Annotated in this window: 12 protein-coding genes and 1 pseudogene; 7 read left to right on the top strand and 6 right to left on the bottom strand. The window is 33.0% G+C overall.

What is annotated here, in order from left to right:
* Positions 1-179: 179 nt before the first annotated feature.
* The gene (gene ahcY / locus EJ01_RS06390) at positions 180-1,433 is read right to left on the bottom strand and encodes an adenosylhomocysteinase (RefSeq protein WP_048081238.1); all 1,254 of its coding nucleotides are present in this window, start codon (positions 1,431-1,433) and stop codon (positions 180-182) included.
* 433 nt (positions 1,434-1,866) lie between these two features.
* On the opposite strand from ahcY, the gene EJ01_RS06385 reads away from it, so the two are divergent.
* Positions 1,867-2,331 (top strand): hypothetical protein, encoded by a 465-nt coding sequence (locus EJ01_RS06385; RefSeq protein WP_048081239.1) that lies wholly within the window; start codon positions 1,867-1,869, stop codon positions 2,329-2,331.
* A gap of 439 nt (positions 2,332-2,770) precedes the next feature.
* Here EJ01_RS06385 and EJ01_RS06380 read toward each other — a convergent pair whose 3' ends face one another.
* Positions 2,771-4,969 carry a CDC48 family AAA ATPase gene (locus tag EJ01_RS06380; RefSeq protein WP_048081240.1) on the bottom strand — a complete coding sequence of 733 codons (2,199 nt, stop codon included), beginning with the start codon at positions 4,967-4,969 and terminating at the stop codon, positions 2,771-2,773.
* A gap of 363 nt (positions 4,970-5,332) precedes the next feature.
* Here EJ01_RS06380 and EJ01_RS16920 point away from each other — a divergent pair, with 363 nt between their 5' ends.
* The 3 genes and pseudogenes from EJ01_RS16920 to EJ01_RS17795 all read left to right on the top strand — a co-directional run bounded on the left by EJ01_RS16920 (position 5,333) and on the right by EJ01_RS17795 (position 7,955).
* Positions 5,333-6,016 carry an HAD-IC family P-type ATPase gene (locus EJ01_RS16920; RefSeq protein ID WP_084689165.1) on the top strand — a complete coding sequence of 228 codons (684 nt, stop codon included), beginning with the start codon at positions 5,333-5,335 and terminating at the stop codon, positions 6,014-6,016.
* Positions 6,017-6,139: 123 nt separating this feature from the next.
* Positions 6,140-6,445, top strand: a complete 306-nt coding sequence (locus tag EJ01_RS17675; RefSeq protein WP_211251425.1) for a P-type ATPase — start codon at positions 6,140-6,142, stop codon at positions 6,443-6,445.
* A 4-nt stretch (positions 6,446-6,449) separates the two neighbouring features.
* Positions 6,450-7,955, top strand: a pseudogene (locus EJ01_RS17795) (plasma-membrane proton-efflux P-type ATPase).
* Positions 7,956-8,045: 90 nt separating this feature from the next.
* Here EJ01_RS17795 and EJ01_RS06370 read toward each other — a convergent pair.
* Positions 8,046-8,483, bottom strand: a complete 438-nt coding sequence (locus EJ01_RS06370) for a cupredoxin domain-containing protein (protein ID WP_052375909.1) — start codon at positions 8,481-8,483, stop codon at positions 8,046-8,048.
* A 428-nt stretch (positions 8,484-8,911) separates the two neighbouring features.
* Between EJ01_RS06370 and EJ01_RS06365 the strand changes: the two genes are divergently transcribed.
* Together EJ01_RS06365 and EJ01_RS06360 are read left to right on the top strand one after the other, a co-directional pair.
* The gene (locus tag EJ01_RS06365; protein ID WP_048081241.1) at positions 8,912-9,145 is read left to right on the top strand and encodes a PRC-barrel domain-containing protein; all 234 of its coding nucleotides are present in this window, start codon (positions 8,912-8,914) and stop codon (positions 9,143-9,145) included.
* 316 nt (positions 9,146-9,461) lie between these two features.
* Positions 9,462-10,241 (top strand): hypothetical protein, encoded by a 780-nt coding sequence (locus EJ01_RS06360; RefSeq protein WP_048081242.1) that lies wholly within the window; start codon positions 9,462-9,464, stop codon positions 10,239-10,241.
* A 40-nt stretch (positions 10,242-10,281) separates the two neighbouring features.
* Here the strand turns inward: EJ01_RS06360 and EJ01_RS16915 are convergent, their stop codons facing one another.
* Positions 10,282-10,458: a DUF2795 domain-containing protein gene (locus tag EJ01_RS16915; protein ID WP_084689163.1), complete on the bottom strand. Its 177-nt coding sequence runs from the start codon at positions 10,456-10,458 to the stop codon at positions 10,282-10,284.
* 591 nt (positions 10,459-11,049) lie between these two features.
* Between EJ01_RS16915 and EJ01_RS06355 the strand changes: the two genes are divergently transcribed.
* Positions 11,050-11,229: a ChaB family protein gene (locus EJ01_RS06355; protein WP_211253430.1), complete on the top strand. Its 180-nt coding sequence runs from the start codon at positions 11,050-11,052 to the stop codon at positions 11,227-11,229.
* A 362-nt stretch (positions 11,230-11,591) separates the two neighbouring features.
* Here the strand turns inward: EJ01_RS06355 and EJ01_RS06350 are convergent, their stop codons facing one another.
* Together EJ01_RS06350 and EJ01_RS06345 are read right to left on the bottom strand one after the other, a co-directional pair.
* Positions 11,592-12,668 (bottom strand): TIGR00341 family protein, encoded by a 1,077-nt coding sequence (locus tag EJ01_RS06350; RefSeq protein WP_048081244.1) that lies wholly within the window; start codon positions 12,666-12,668, stop codon positions 11,592-11,594.
* A 135-nt stretch (positions 12,669-12,803) separates the two neighbouring features.
* Entirely contained in the window at positions 12,804-13,799 is a 996-nt protein-coding gene (locus tag EJ01_RS06345; RefSeq protein ID WP_048081245.1) for a TIGR00341 family protein, read from the bottom strand.
* Between the last annotated feature and the right edge of the window lie 105 nt (positions 13,800-13,904).

Genomic DNA, 13,904 nt, shown 5'->3' with positions numbered 1-13,904 from the left:
TTAAACGCTCATGTTTATTATCACGTGTATGTTTATACTTCATTAACATGTTTACGGGTTAATTTAAGTTGAACTTGTTTTAAAAAATTTCATTTATTTAATCAAAAATTACATAATAATTTAAATGTAATATCTGCACAATACTCCCGACATGAGCGTTAAAAAAATAATAGAAGAGTTTAAGTCCCTTCTTCCCAATTTGCAAGATATTCAGACTGTCTTGGGCTTAATTCATCTATTTCAATATCCATTGCCTTTAATTTTAGTCTTGAGACTCTATCATCAATTTCATCAGGAGCTTTATAAACTTTGTTTTCCAATTTAGCCCCCAAAAGATGTTTAGCCGACAATGCCTGTACTGCAAAACTCATGTCCATAATTTCTGCGGGATGTCCCTGACCGCGTTCTCCTGCTAAATTAACAAGCCTTCCATCTGCAAGAAGATAAAATTCCCTTCCATCTTCCATCACAAAGCCTTCAATATCTGGTTTTAACTGTTCATGCTTAACAGCCATATCCATAAGATCGCCCTTGTTTATCTCTACGTTGAAATGCCCAGAATTTGCAAGTATACATCCGTCTTTCATATTTTTAAAGTGTTCCTTTGTAACTACGTCTATATCTCCAGTGACAGTTAGAAGAAGATCTGCATATTTAACTGCTTCTGCTACTTTCATTACCCTGTATCCATCCATTTTTGCTTCTAAAGCTCTTATAGGGTCTATTTCAGTTACAATGACATTTGCACCTAAGCCGTTTGCCCTCATTGCAATACCTCGGCCGCACCAGCCGTATCCACAAACAACAACAGTTTTACCTGCAATAAGGACATTTGTTGAACCCATTATCGAATCAAAAGTTGATTGTCCAGTTCCATATCTATTATCAAATAAATATTTAGTATATGCATCATTTACAGCAATAACTGGGAATTTTAATGCTTTATCTTCCGCCATAGCCTTAAGTCTGTGAATTCCAGTGGTGGTTTCCTCACATGCACCCATTATATTTTCTATAAGTTCTGGTCTTTCCTTATGTACCAAAAATATCATATCTGCCCCATCATCAATTAAAATGTCTGGCTCATGATCAAGTACTTTATGGATAGTTTCATAGTATTCTTCTGTGGTTTCTTCTCTCCAGCCGTACATATTAAGGCCCATAGTTGCCCCTGCAGCTGTAGCATCATCTTGAGTTGAAAGAGGATTACATCCAGTCATTGCAACTTCAGCACCACCTGCTAAAAGTGTTAATCCTAAATTTATAGTTTTTGGTTCTAAATGTAAGCATGAAGCTATTGTAATTCCTTTAAATGGTTTTTCTTTTTCGTATTCTGCTTTTATATGCTCTAAAACAGGCATATGCCTTTGTACCCAATCTATTTTTTTCTTACCTTCGGGTGCAAGTGAAATATCTTTTACATCATAACTCATCTTTTCACCTTTAACATTGGTTGTGCTTAAAATAAAGCTTAAAATTAGCTATTTTATCATAATATATGAATTTTCCAATGTACACATATATAATCGATTATATTTAAACTTACTTTAGTATTATAGTGAATGAAATGTGAAAATTCCCTCAAAACACATAAACAAATTATCCTATTTAAATAACGTCAAAAATATTTGTTCATTCATTATATACAAATATTTAAATTTAAGTGCAGAATCTAAATGCAAATAAATCTTAATGATACTTTAATTACTTTTAGACATCTAAATCAGTTTAAATGACTAAATTCTGAATTATTTTTACTGAATAATTAATAAATAACATATTAAAATTAGTAATATTTTATATTATGCAGTATAATTGGCTAATTATTAACAATGTTTATATAATGATTCTTTCTAATCTTTAGATATGGAGAATCATGAAGAAATCCTGGATCCCGGTGTATATTATGAAAAGCTTCAGGGAATGTACATTGAAGAGTCTGATCTGAATTTATCCACCGATTTTGAAGCAAGAACAACATTGGTTAAACTAAATAGACTTCAAAGTGATGTTTCAAAATTAAAACACAGTGTATCTCAGGATATGAGAAACATAAGAAATTTGTATTTAGATGATTCCATAATAGAGAAACCTAAAGTCCTTGGTATATTCGGTAGCGGGAAAAAATTAAGTGCTACAGAAAAAAGAAAAAAGCTGGAAAAAGAACGTGAAAATAACCTTACTCCATATAAAGAAGTTATAGACATGATCGATGATTATATACTCCAAATTGAAGACCTTAAAAAATACATCGAAGACGAGGTATTAGAAACATATTCACGAATTCCAAAAACTATAAGAAAAATCTCTAAAGCTGATCTGAATAAGTAAATCTTTCACTTAACTTTAAAAGTTATATCAAAACTCTTTTTGAATCATAGAATAATTAGTCTTTCACTTATCTTAAAAGGCTATAAAAAAACTACTTTTTAATATTAAATCACAAAATAAGAAATTAATCTTTTTATAAAGGTTATAAAACTACTTTTTATTTAATTAAAATAATTCAGTTAAATCTTAAAAACATTAATTTAATGCTCATGATGTCCATGATCTTGTGCATAAATCACGTGTTGTATTAAATTGTAATGCTGGTTGGATTAAAGTAAATCTTATTTGAATTTTTTTTTAATTATATTAATTACAATTCCCATTAACTTTAAATTAACATTTTGAATTTCACATCAGAAATGAGTGTAATTAAAATAAATTACATTTTAAAACTTAAAAATAAAGAGGAAATTAATTTATAACTTCCCAATAAACAGAATTAGTGATACTGCACTAATTCAACGTCTTTTTCGTCCTTTTTGACTTTTTTCATAGCTTTTTTGAAGTATTTCATTTTAATATCTTCAGATTCCATGTCATGTCTGAGTGTCAGCATGGCCGCTTCACGGCATACAGCCTCTATATCAGCACCAACATATCCTGCTGTATTTTTAGCTAAATATTTCAAGTCTACATCTTCTGCAATTGGCATATCCTGAGTATGGACCTTGAATATTGCAAGTCTTGTTTCTTCATCTGGTTCATCAACTTTAACGTGTCTATCAAATCTTCCAGGCCTAAGTAAAGCCGGATCCATTATATCTATCCTGTTTGTAGCTGCGATAATTGCAACATCCTGCAGTTCTTCCATTCCGTCAATTTCTGTTAAAAGCTGGTTTACAACCCTCTGGGTAACTCCAGAATCAGTACTTCCTCCGCTTCTTGTGGATGCAATAGAATCTATTTCATCGAAGAATATAACAGTAGGAGCTGTTTGCCTTGCCCTTCTGAAAACTTCCCTTACACCTTTTTCAGATTCACCAACCCATTTAGATAGAAGCTCAGGACCTTTTATTGCAATGAAGTTGGAATCACTTTCGTTTGCAACAGCCTTAGCAAGTAAAGTCTTACCAGTTCCAGGAGGTCCGTAGATAAGGACACCTTTAGGTGGTCTAACTCCAAATTTTTCGAATTTCTCAGGATATTTAAGCGGCCATTCTACAGCTTCTCTTAATTCCTGTTTTGCTTTTTCAAGGCCACCTATATCATCCCATTTGATATCAGGAACCTGTACCAGGACTTCTCTAAGTGCAGATGGTTGAATTTCTTTTAAAGCCGCTCTAAAGTCAGCTTCTTTGACGATCATTTTCTGAAGAACTTCTTTTGGAATTTCCTCATCTGCTTTTATTTCTGGAAGGATCCTTCTTAAAACTCTCATTGCAGATTCTTTAGCAAGGGACTCTAAGTCTGCACCTACAAATCCATGTGTAACTTCTGCAATTTTCTCCAAGTCAACATCTTCATCTAAAGGCATTCCTCTTGTGTGTATTTGAAGTACTTCCAGCCTTCCATCTTTATCAGGGACTCCTATTTCAATTTCCCTGTCGAATCTTCCAGGTCTTCTGAGTGCCTGGTCAATGGAGTCTACTCTGTTGGTTGCACCAATTACAACAACCTGTCCTCTTGATTTAAGGCCGTCCATGAGGGTTAAAAGCTGTGCTACTGTCCTGCGCTCAACTTCGCCTGTAACTTCCTCACGTTTTGGTGCAATCGCATCGAGTTCATCTATAAATATTATAGATGGGGAATTTTCTTCAGCTTCTTCAAATATTTCTCTGAGCCTTTCTTCAGATCCGCCTACATATTTACTCATGATCTCAGGCCCGTTAATGGTTATGAAGTGAGCGTCACTTTCGTTTGCAACCGCCTTGGCAAGGAGTGTTTTACCTGTTCCAGGAGGACCGTGCATTAGTACACCTTTAGGAGGTGATATTCCCAGTCTTTCAAAGAGTTCCGGCCTTTTAAGTGGGATCTCTATCATTTCCCTTACTTTTTTAACTTCGTCTTTAAGGCCACCTATATCTTCATAGGTCACATCTACTATGTTTTTAACTCCTTCAAGCTTGGAGACATCTACAGGATTTGGTTGAATTTCAACGTCAGTCATTTGAGTGACTTTAACTACACCCTTAGGTTTTGTTGAGACTACTGCAAGTTTTATTTCCCCCATAGGAGACATGTTCATCCCTACATCCCTGAAGAACTCATCAAAAAGACTTCCTCTCATAGCTGTTGCTGGTTGCCTAAAACCAGATACAATTATATCTCCTTTAGTTAAAACTCTTCCTGCAAATGCCGCTCTTACATCTCCCTTGACCATTATTTGTTGATCTACAGGTGCTAAGACTACCTTTTCAGCATCCTTTGTATCTGCACGTGTTACTGTTATTTCTTCACCGATTGAAGCGCCTACATTTTTCCTTATGTGTCCATCAATCCTTATTATACCTAAACCAATGTCTGATTGAGATGATGCTGCTATTGCTGCTGTTATCTTCTTTCCTTCAATTTCTACTATGTCTCCATCTATAAGACCTAGTTCCTGCATACATGCCGGGTCAATTCTCGCAATTGATCTACCAACGTCTGACTGCGAAATTGCTTCTGCAACTTTTAGTTTCATTTCTTTATCAGCCATATTTTACCTCTTTTTATTTGATAATACTGATTTTATTTAATTAGAATTAATTTTAACTATGAATTATATTTTAGTTAACTTGAGTTACTATAATAGGTTGTCATTTATAGTATATAAATGTTTTGGTTTTAAGCATCATATGTGCATTCTTTTTAACAATAAGCACCATATATTATATTGTTAATAATAACATATGTAATTTAATTAACTTCTTTAAAAATTATGGGCCACTGCTTCAATTTAAACATAAAATAAAGATTTAAATCCATATTTTATAATATTAATTTATAAATCCGCCTAAACTTGATTATATCCATAATTCAGACATTATTTATACATATAAACAAATTTAAAGGCATTATTATGGATAAAATAATTATAAGCGCAGAAGAAGCGAAAAAAAGTTCATTTGAAGAATTATTTAAAAAACTATACTCCAGTAAAAAGGGAATTTCATCCTCTGAAGCCCAAAAAAGGTTCCAAGAGTATGGTCCCAATGAAATTTCTGAAAAAAAAATTAACCCTATTGTTAAATTCATTAAATATTTCTGGGGGCCAATGCCATGGCTTATAGAAGTAGCAATTATTTTATCTGCTTTAATTCAACATTTGGCAGATTTTGGGATAATATCTACACTGCTGGCTTTAAATGCCGTTGTAGGATTCTGGCAGGAGCATAAAGCAAGTAATGCTATTGAACTACTTAAAGAAAAATTGGCATTAAAAGCAAGGGTACTGCGTGATGGCAAATGGCAGGAAATATCTGCCAAAGAACTTGTTCCTGGCGATATTATACATATTGGTTCCGGAGACATTATCCCTGCAGATTCAAAAATAATGGACAGTATTTCTGCAGATGAATCTGCTTTAACTGGGGAATCCCTCCCTGCAGATAAAAAATCTTCAGATATTGCTTATTCTGGTTCAGTTGTAAGCCAGGGAGAAACAAATGCAGTTGTAACTGCAACTGGACTAAACACTTATTTTGGTAAAACTGCCCAGTTAGTAGAAAAAGTCCTCAAACACGGTCAAACACAAAGTGTTTGACGTATTCACAATCTTTGATTGTGATGTTTGCGAAATTACATTTCGCAACCGCAAAAAACTTTTGGTTTTTTGCATGTCCCAAAATCAAAGATTTTGAGGACATCGAAAATTGAAAATTTTCGAATGCTTTGTGTTTGGGACGCCAAAAATCAAAGATTTTTGAGCGCTGAAACCAAAAGTTTCCTTCAAAAAACTGTTATAAAAATTGGAGATTATTTAATTATACTGGCTGCGATTATGGTAGCAATCATTTTTATAGCTTCATTGTTCCGACATCAAAGTCTTTTTGATACACTGCAGTTTGCACTTGTCCTCGTGGTTGCATCAATACCTATAGCTTTACCTGCAGTACTTTCTGTTACAATGGCTGTCGGCGCAGTAGCTCTGGCAAAAAAAAGAAGCAATAGTAAGCAAACTGGTAGCTATTGAAGAAATGGCAGGCGTGGATGTATTATGCGCCGATAAAACAGGTACAATTACCAAGAATGAATTAAAACTTGGAGAAATAAAAACATTTGATGGATTTAAAGAAGATTATGTGCTTCTCTATGGCAAAATAGCATCACCACAAGACAGTAAGGATCCAATAGATGTTGCAATACTCTTCAAAACTAAAGAACAGCCTATTGAAGAATACAAAATAATTAAATTCAAACCATTTGATCCAGTTTCAAAGCGCACTGAAGCTTCAATAGCCAGCGAAAGTAAACATTTTAAAGTTTCAAAAGGTGCAACTCAAGTTATATTATCTCTTACTGGTGAAGATAAAAAAATCGCAGAGAAAATGAATGAATATGTAGATAAATTCGCTGAAAAAGGATATCGTGCACTTGGAGTTGCAATAACTGATAAATCAGGAAAATGGCAGTATGCAGGTCTTTTTGGGCTTTATGACTCTCCACGTGAAGATTCAGCAGAAACCATAAAAACAGCTGAATCAATGGGGGTAAATGTAAAGATGGTGACTGGAGACCATATTGCAATTGCAAAAGAGATCTCTAGAGAGGTTAATCTTGGAACTAACATCATTATTCCTAAAGACTTTGTCGATAAAACAGATAGAAAAGCAGAAAAAATTATTGAGGAAACAGACGGGTTTGCAGAGGTTTTCCCAGAACATAAATATCATATAGTTGAATTACTTCAGGATAAATGACATATTGTAGGTATGACTGGAGATGGTGTTAACGACTCTCCTGCACTTAAAAAAGCCAATGTAGGAATTGCAGTAGCAGGAGCAACAGATGCTGCGAAATCAGCTGCTTCAATTGTCTTTACCCAACCTGGAATTTCCGTAATAATAGATTCCATAAAACAAAGCCGCAAAATTTTCCAGAGGATGAACAATTATTCTATTTACAGGATAACAGAAACCATCAGGGTTTTATTTTTCATTACATTATCTATCCTCATATTCCAGTTTTACCCAATTACCGCTTTGATGATCGTTTTACTAGCACTGCTAAATGATGCACCAATTATGACAATCGCTTACGATAATGTAAAATATTCAAATAAGCCAGAAAAATGGGATTTAAGAATTATATTAAGCATAGCTACTTTTCTTGGAGTTTTAGGAGTTATAGAATCATTTTTTGTCCTTTATCTTGGAATTAACGTATTAAAATTATCTCTTCCAGTTCTTCAATCTTTTATTTATCTTAAACTTTCGGTTGCAGGTCATTTAACTGTTTTTATGGCCAGAACAAAGGGCCACTTCTGGGAAATCAAACCTGCACTGCCTCTATTTATAGCTATTGTAGGTACACAAACAATAGCCACCTTAATTACAGTTTATGGAATACTGCTGCCTGCCATGGGCTGGTTTTTAGCAGGTATTATCTGGGCAGAGGCTTTAACTGCATTTTTCATAATTGATGCCATAAAAGTTCGCTTCTACAAGCTTCTGAGCCGAGAAGGAGTCGATGTATATAGCTAGGCCCCTAAATTAAAGACAAAACTTATACTTAATATTTAAGTTATAAAAAAATAAATAAAATGGTAATCTTAACAGATTAATTATTTATTTTCACTGAACTACTATAGTTCCAGTTATGGTAGAGTTTAATGCATCATGATAGCCATAAATACCAGTTTTATCGAAGAAGAAGTTATAACTATCGCCAGGATTTAATGTATTACTTTGAAATGCTCCACTATCGCTCACTATTTGATGCTGTGTGTTATCATTATTTATCCATTGAACATTAGTACCTGACTTTACTGTAATCTTATTAGGATTAAATGCCATATTCTGGATAGAAATTGTGGTTGCAGCAGAAGTCATATTTGTACTGTTATTTGCCATAGAAGTGTTATTTCCCATACTTTGATTGGTTGAATTATTCATACCTGTTTGTACATTTGGATTTGAACTCTGTGCATAATAAAGATATACACCGGCCACGATTATAATGATTATAATTATAATCAATGCCAGAAGTCCCCTATTTGTTTTTCTATACACTTTTATCCTCCATTTTAACATTTCTCAATATATTTACTTTATTAATTATGTTAATATTATTATTAAAATATAATGATTTAAAGTCTATCTTTATGAATACCAAACAGATTATTAATGAAAAAAATGAATTTAATTATTTAATTTTATATTAATCTAATTCATTTTTAATCCAATAAACTAAATATTATTAACGCTAATTTAAGTTAAGTTATTAAATAATGAATAATAAATGGCCAATTTTAATATACTATAAAATTAAACGGCCATTTTATTTCAGTAGCAGGTCATTATCACTATTTCTGGATTATAATCAAACATTTATATATTAAAATTTCTGGACAGAAAGTAATAATAGTTTTGAAATTTATAATAATAATAGCCTAAAAAGCCACAATGACCCTATTCAAACAGTGCTAAAAGGTGATAATATGAAAATTTCTGAGGAATTAAAAGGAAAAGAAGTTGTGGATAATTCTGGAAATAGAATTGGGAAGATAAGCGACGTAAAACGGAACCCCGAATCTGATAAAGTTGAATCTATAGTCATTACGGAAGGAGGAGATGCAACCAAAATGGGACTTGGAGATAAAAAAGTCGTTTCATACACTAATGTTGACTCCGTGGGAGATAAAATAGTTTTAAGAGGATCTCTTTCCAGATAAAGTTTAAAAAAATTAAGTATTTGTATTGTATGTCGGCCTAAATAATAGAAGGTGATTAAAAATGGATGATAGAGGGCAATATTCGATATTATACTGGCTAATAGTTATAATAGTCATTATAATAATACTCAAATTACTTGGCGTTTGGTAATTAAGTATTTAAATTTAATTTCACAAGATAGTCCTTTTACAAACCAATCTACAGCATATTAGGTTAAATCCACATAAATTTTACTTTCATAGCTCCACAGATATATAACAATAATTCATCACTTAAACTTTTATTTTTGGGAATGGTTAAAATCAGGTGCCTAACATGCCAGAATCCACTGTAATTATATTTGCATTGATAATATCATTGATTTTTGTATTTGTTCATTTAAGTTCCCACAAAATTTACGGGTTTTCAAAACGTTATAAAAAGAAAATACTATCTTTTTCGGGAGGAGTAGCCTCTGCATATGTATTTTTAGATTTATTACCCCTAATTGAAAATGCAGACCCGCATCTCCATGCTATTCTTGGTAATACTCCCATAATAATGATATTTCTGGAAAAAGCAATTTTTGGAGTGGCATTTATTGGATTTTTAGTGTTCTTTATACTGGAATATCTGGCATTAAAATCAAGGGGCAACAAAGCCCAGCAAACAACAAAATCCCTAAAAGAAACAAATGCTTCTAAAAACGTGTTTTTGCTTCATATAAGTTTAACTGCAGTTGTAAGCCTTATAATATGTTATTCCCTGCGATTTGAGATTTTAACCACAGGCCTTGGGGTTGCAGTTTATACAATAGCACTTTCACTCCACTTTTTTATTTCAGACCGATCTATGGAAGAACACTATGGTGCACTTTACGTAAAATACGGGCGTTATTTACTGGCACTAATGCCCATACTGGGATGGTCTTTATCAATATTATTTCCAGAACGAACATCAGAGGCCTATGTACTGCTAGCATTTATTGCAGGTGCAGTTTTATTCAATGTAATTAAAGATGAAGTACCCAGCGTGGGAACCGGCAAACCCATATCTTTTTTTACAGGAGCGTTATTATATTCTGGGCTTATTTTAATTTTACCGTGGATCCACTAGAAATCAGATTATTTAAAAAAAAAAGAAATTATTAAAATAACTACATTCCCCTTCTTTCTTCACCCCATGCCTTAGCTACATCTGTAGGAGAATTAAACCTATCTTCAGGTAAATTCTGTATAGCATGCACAACATTTTGACTTGCATTGTTCTTTTTAGCTTGCTGAACTAAATCTTGTTTATCTGCAGGGAAATTTATGCCTTTTAAGGCTGTCAAAAATCAGAGATTTTTGACGCGACAAAATTTTCAATTTTGTCAGATTTTTCTATTTCTGAAGTTATTCCACCACGACGAGTTCCACCACGACGTGCCATGTTATCACCTCTTTTTTTATTTTGGGGGTTTCGGAAATAACGTAGTATTTCCTTCAACCTCTAAAATTTTTTATTTTGGGGTTACAAAATTCAGAATGAATTTTTAACAACCTCTAAAATTTTTTATTTTGGGTTCAAAAAATCAGAGCATTTCAAAAACGCAGTTTTTGTATGCTTCAAACCTTAAAGCTCCGATTTTTAAGATTTGGCAGATTTTTCTCAACCCTTTTTCAATTGGTTATCCTAATTATAAGATAACTGTTAAATGACACAAGTTACATTATAAACTAAAAATTCGTGCAGATATCTTTTAAAATTCACTTTTCATGTTTGGGTTACACTTTTGAAGTTCATACTTTAAAAATATTACTTTCTTAGAAATAATTAATATTCATTAAAATGAAAGTACTAGTAGTCAAAACTTTAAAAAAAGGAGGTTGGTATTCTGCCATATAAAAACAAAGAAGATTTACCCGCACAGGTGAAGGAAAATTTGCCAGAACACGCCAAAGAAATTTATTTGAAAGCATTTAACAATGCATGGGATCAATATAAAGAACCAAAAGAACGCAGAGGGAACGAATCAAGAGAGCAAACTTCCCATAAAGTTGCATGGGCCGCAGTAAAAAATGAATACAAGAAAGATAGCTCTGGAAAATGGGAGAAAAAATGAACGAAAGTGAAGGTAAAGTACTGGGTTTCAAAGCAATAGGCACTGTTACTAAAGCAGATTATAATATATTAGTTCCAGAAGTTCAAGCACTTGTAGATGAAGAATGATCAATCTCATTACTTTTAGATTTGAGGCAGTTCAAATGGGAAGATACAGGCGCATGGGTGGCTGATATAAACTTTAGCCGTACCGCGATAAATAGATAAAATGTCCATTGTAGGAGATAAAACCTGGGAAAAGTGGATAACAATACTTGCAAATCCTTTTTATTCCAAAGAAGCGCGATTTTTTTATTCATAAAATATAGATTCTGCTTGGAAATGGTTAAAAGGGCAAATCCAAGCTCAATATTGCAACACAAATCATCCCAGCAATAACACGCCGAATATTCCCCTGTAAATAAGAATTAAAATTATAAATATAGAAAGTAAGGAAGTCCACAGTATCAACGCGATATGTGTCATCTTTTTAGCCCTGCTTATCATTTCAGGACGGATAGGCCTGATTTTTTGAGCTTTAAATGTTACAACACCAGCCAAATTAACGCTGACCAGGTTTATAAAAAATAATAGAAATGCACCTAATGCCAGAGAAAAATGTCCAGAGCCAAACAATAATCCACAGGTTACAAGTGGGGGGAGCAATGCCACTGCAACCATTACCCCAATTAAAGTTGTATTGAAACCTGAGGTAAATGCCAATGCCCCTGCAATACCCGATGCAAAAGCCAGAGTTATACTCCCCAAATTAGTTTTAGCCCGTAGTGCAATTTCTGGAACACTAGGATTAACTGTAAAAATTAACCCTAAAAATGAAGATAGAATAAAAACTACAAAAAGCCCAAAATAGTTAGTTTTAATTGATTCTACAGCTAATTTTGCGTCTCCCAATATGGTTGCAAGTGATAAAGCCATATTTGGCCCTAAAAAAGGTGCAATTACCATAGCCCCAATTATAACTGCAACATTATTATTTAAAACACCGATAGTTGCAACAATAGATGATAAAATTACCATAAGAATGTAAACCCTGGATAACCTGGCAAGATCAGATATATTCGAATATATTTCATGGCGGCTCAACCTATCTACAAGTTCTCGTGGGTCCAAACGGTCTGTCAATTCTTCAAGGGTGCTATCACCTTTATCAGGAGGCTCTCCATATTTTGACACTACCCTCCCAATAGGTTCAGGTACTGGAAGTGAAGCTTCTACAGGGACTAAACTTACCCTAAAACCTTTTAAATTTGAAAACTTCTTTTGTAAAAGGTTAATTAAAGATTCTGTTTTTTCCCTCCTTATAATTACATTAACAACTATCTGTTCATCAGAAGACTGAACATCCCAGTAGTTAAGCACATCATATCCCTTTAATATATTTTTGATTTCCTTCAAAATTCCATATTCAGGTATAACAACTATAATCAATCGATAGGCCATAAAATCCACCAGATACGCTGATTATAATTATATTATTAAAAATAATTAAATTTTTCATATAATTTCATAGCATGAATATAAATAACTACAGCATTATGAACAAATACATTTAATACAATACTTTTTCATTTTCTCTCAATAAATTATATGAAACCTTATTAATGCAAATAAAATAATTAAAATTGACGCCAATAACATAATCGATTTTTTAGCAATTATTTTAGCTTTCCTAGATTCTTCCGCTTCAATTGGTTTAATATCTTGTGCCATAAATGAAACAGTTGCCGCAAGGTTAATGCTGATTAAATTAACTAAAAACAGCAAAAATGCACCAAATGCCAGATAAAAATTCCCAGATCCCATAAGAAGGCCAAATGCAGCAATTGGAGGCATAAGTGCCACTGCAATCATCACTCCCACCAAAGCACTTGTTAACCCTGTAGTTAAAGCTAAAGATCCTGCAAGTCCTGATGCCAAAGCAAGAAAAAAACTGCCCCTCCCAATATCAGTTCTCAAGATTATGGAAGGATTCTGAGGGTTAACTGCAAAAATCATTCCAACTGCTACAGAAACAGCAGTTGCAATTAAAAACCCTATTAAATTAGTTTTAACAGATCTAACAATAAATTTCCTATTTCCCATAACAGTCGCTAAAGATAAACCTATATTCAGACCTAAAAGTGGAGCTATGATCATCGCACCAATTATTACTGCCACATCATCATTTAAAAGCCCAATAGATGCAACAAAAGCGGATGCTGCAACAAGGATCATGTATACCCTGGTGAGCTGGCTCATTTCAGAAACACGTGCATATATCTCTTCCCTACTGATCCTTTCAGATTGTATTTTCGCTTCTGACATTTCAATATCAGGTTCTTCTTCAGGAAAGGGAATATAAGTTTCTATTGGAATTATTATTATTCTAAAACCATCAAGCCCATAAAACTCTTTTTGAAATATTTCCAGTAATTCTTCAGATCTGTCCATTTTAACAATAATATCAAATTTTAAATGAGTTTTAGAAAATACAGAATAAGAATAATCCATTATGTCCATTTCTTTTATTATTCTTTCACTCTGTTCTTTTTTATCATTGGGCAAAACTATTTGAATTAACCTAAAAATCATTATTAAATATTTTATATTTGTTATTATAATAATTTATTGCGGATTAATTCATTTATCAAGCAAACAGCCAAAATATTCAATAAAGAACATCATTTCAAGTTATCC

The organism is Methanobacterium veterum, from assembly GCF_000745485.1.
GTDB classification, from domain to species: Archaea; Methanobacteriota; Methanobacteria; order Methanobacteriales; family Methanobacteriaceae; genus Methanobacterium_D; species Methanobacterium_D veterum.
Note: the sequence above shows the minus strand (reverse complement) of the source record. Positions and strands in the feature narration are given on the sequence as shown.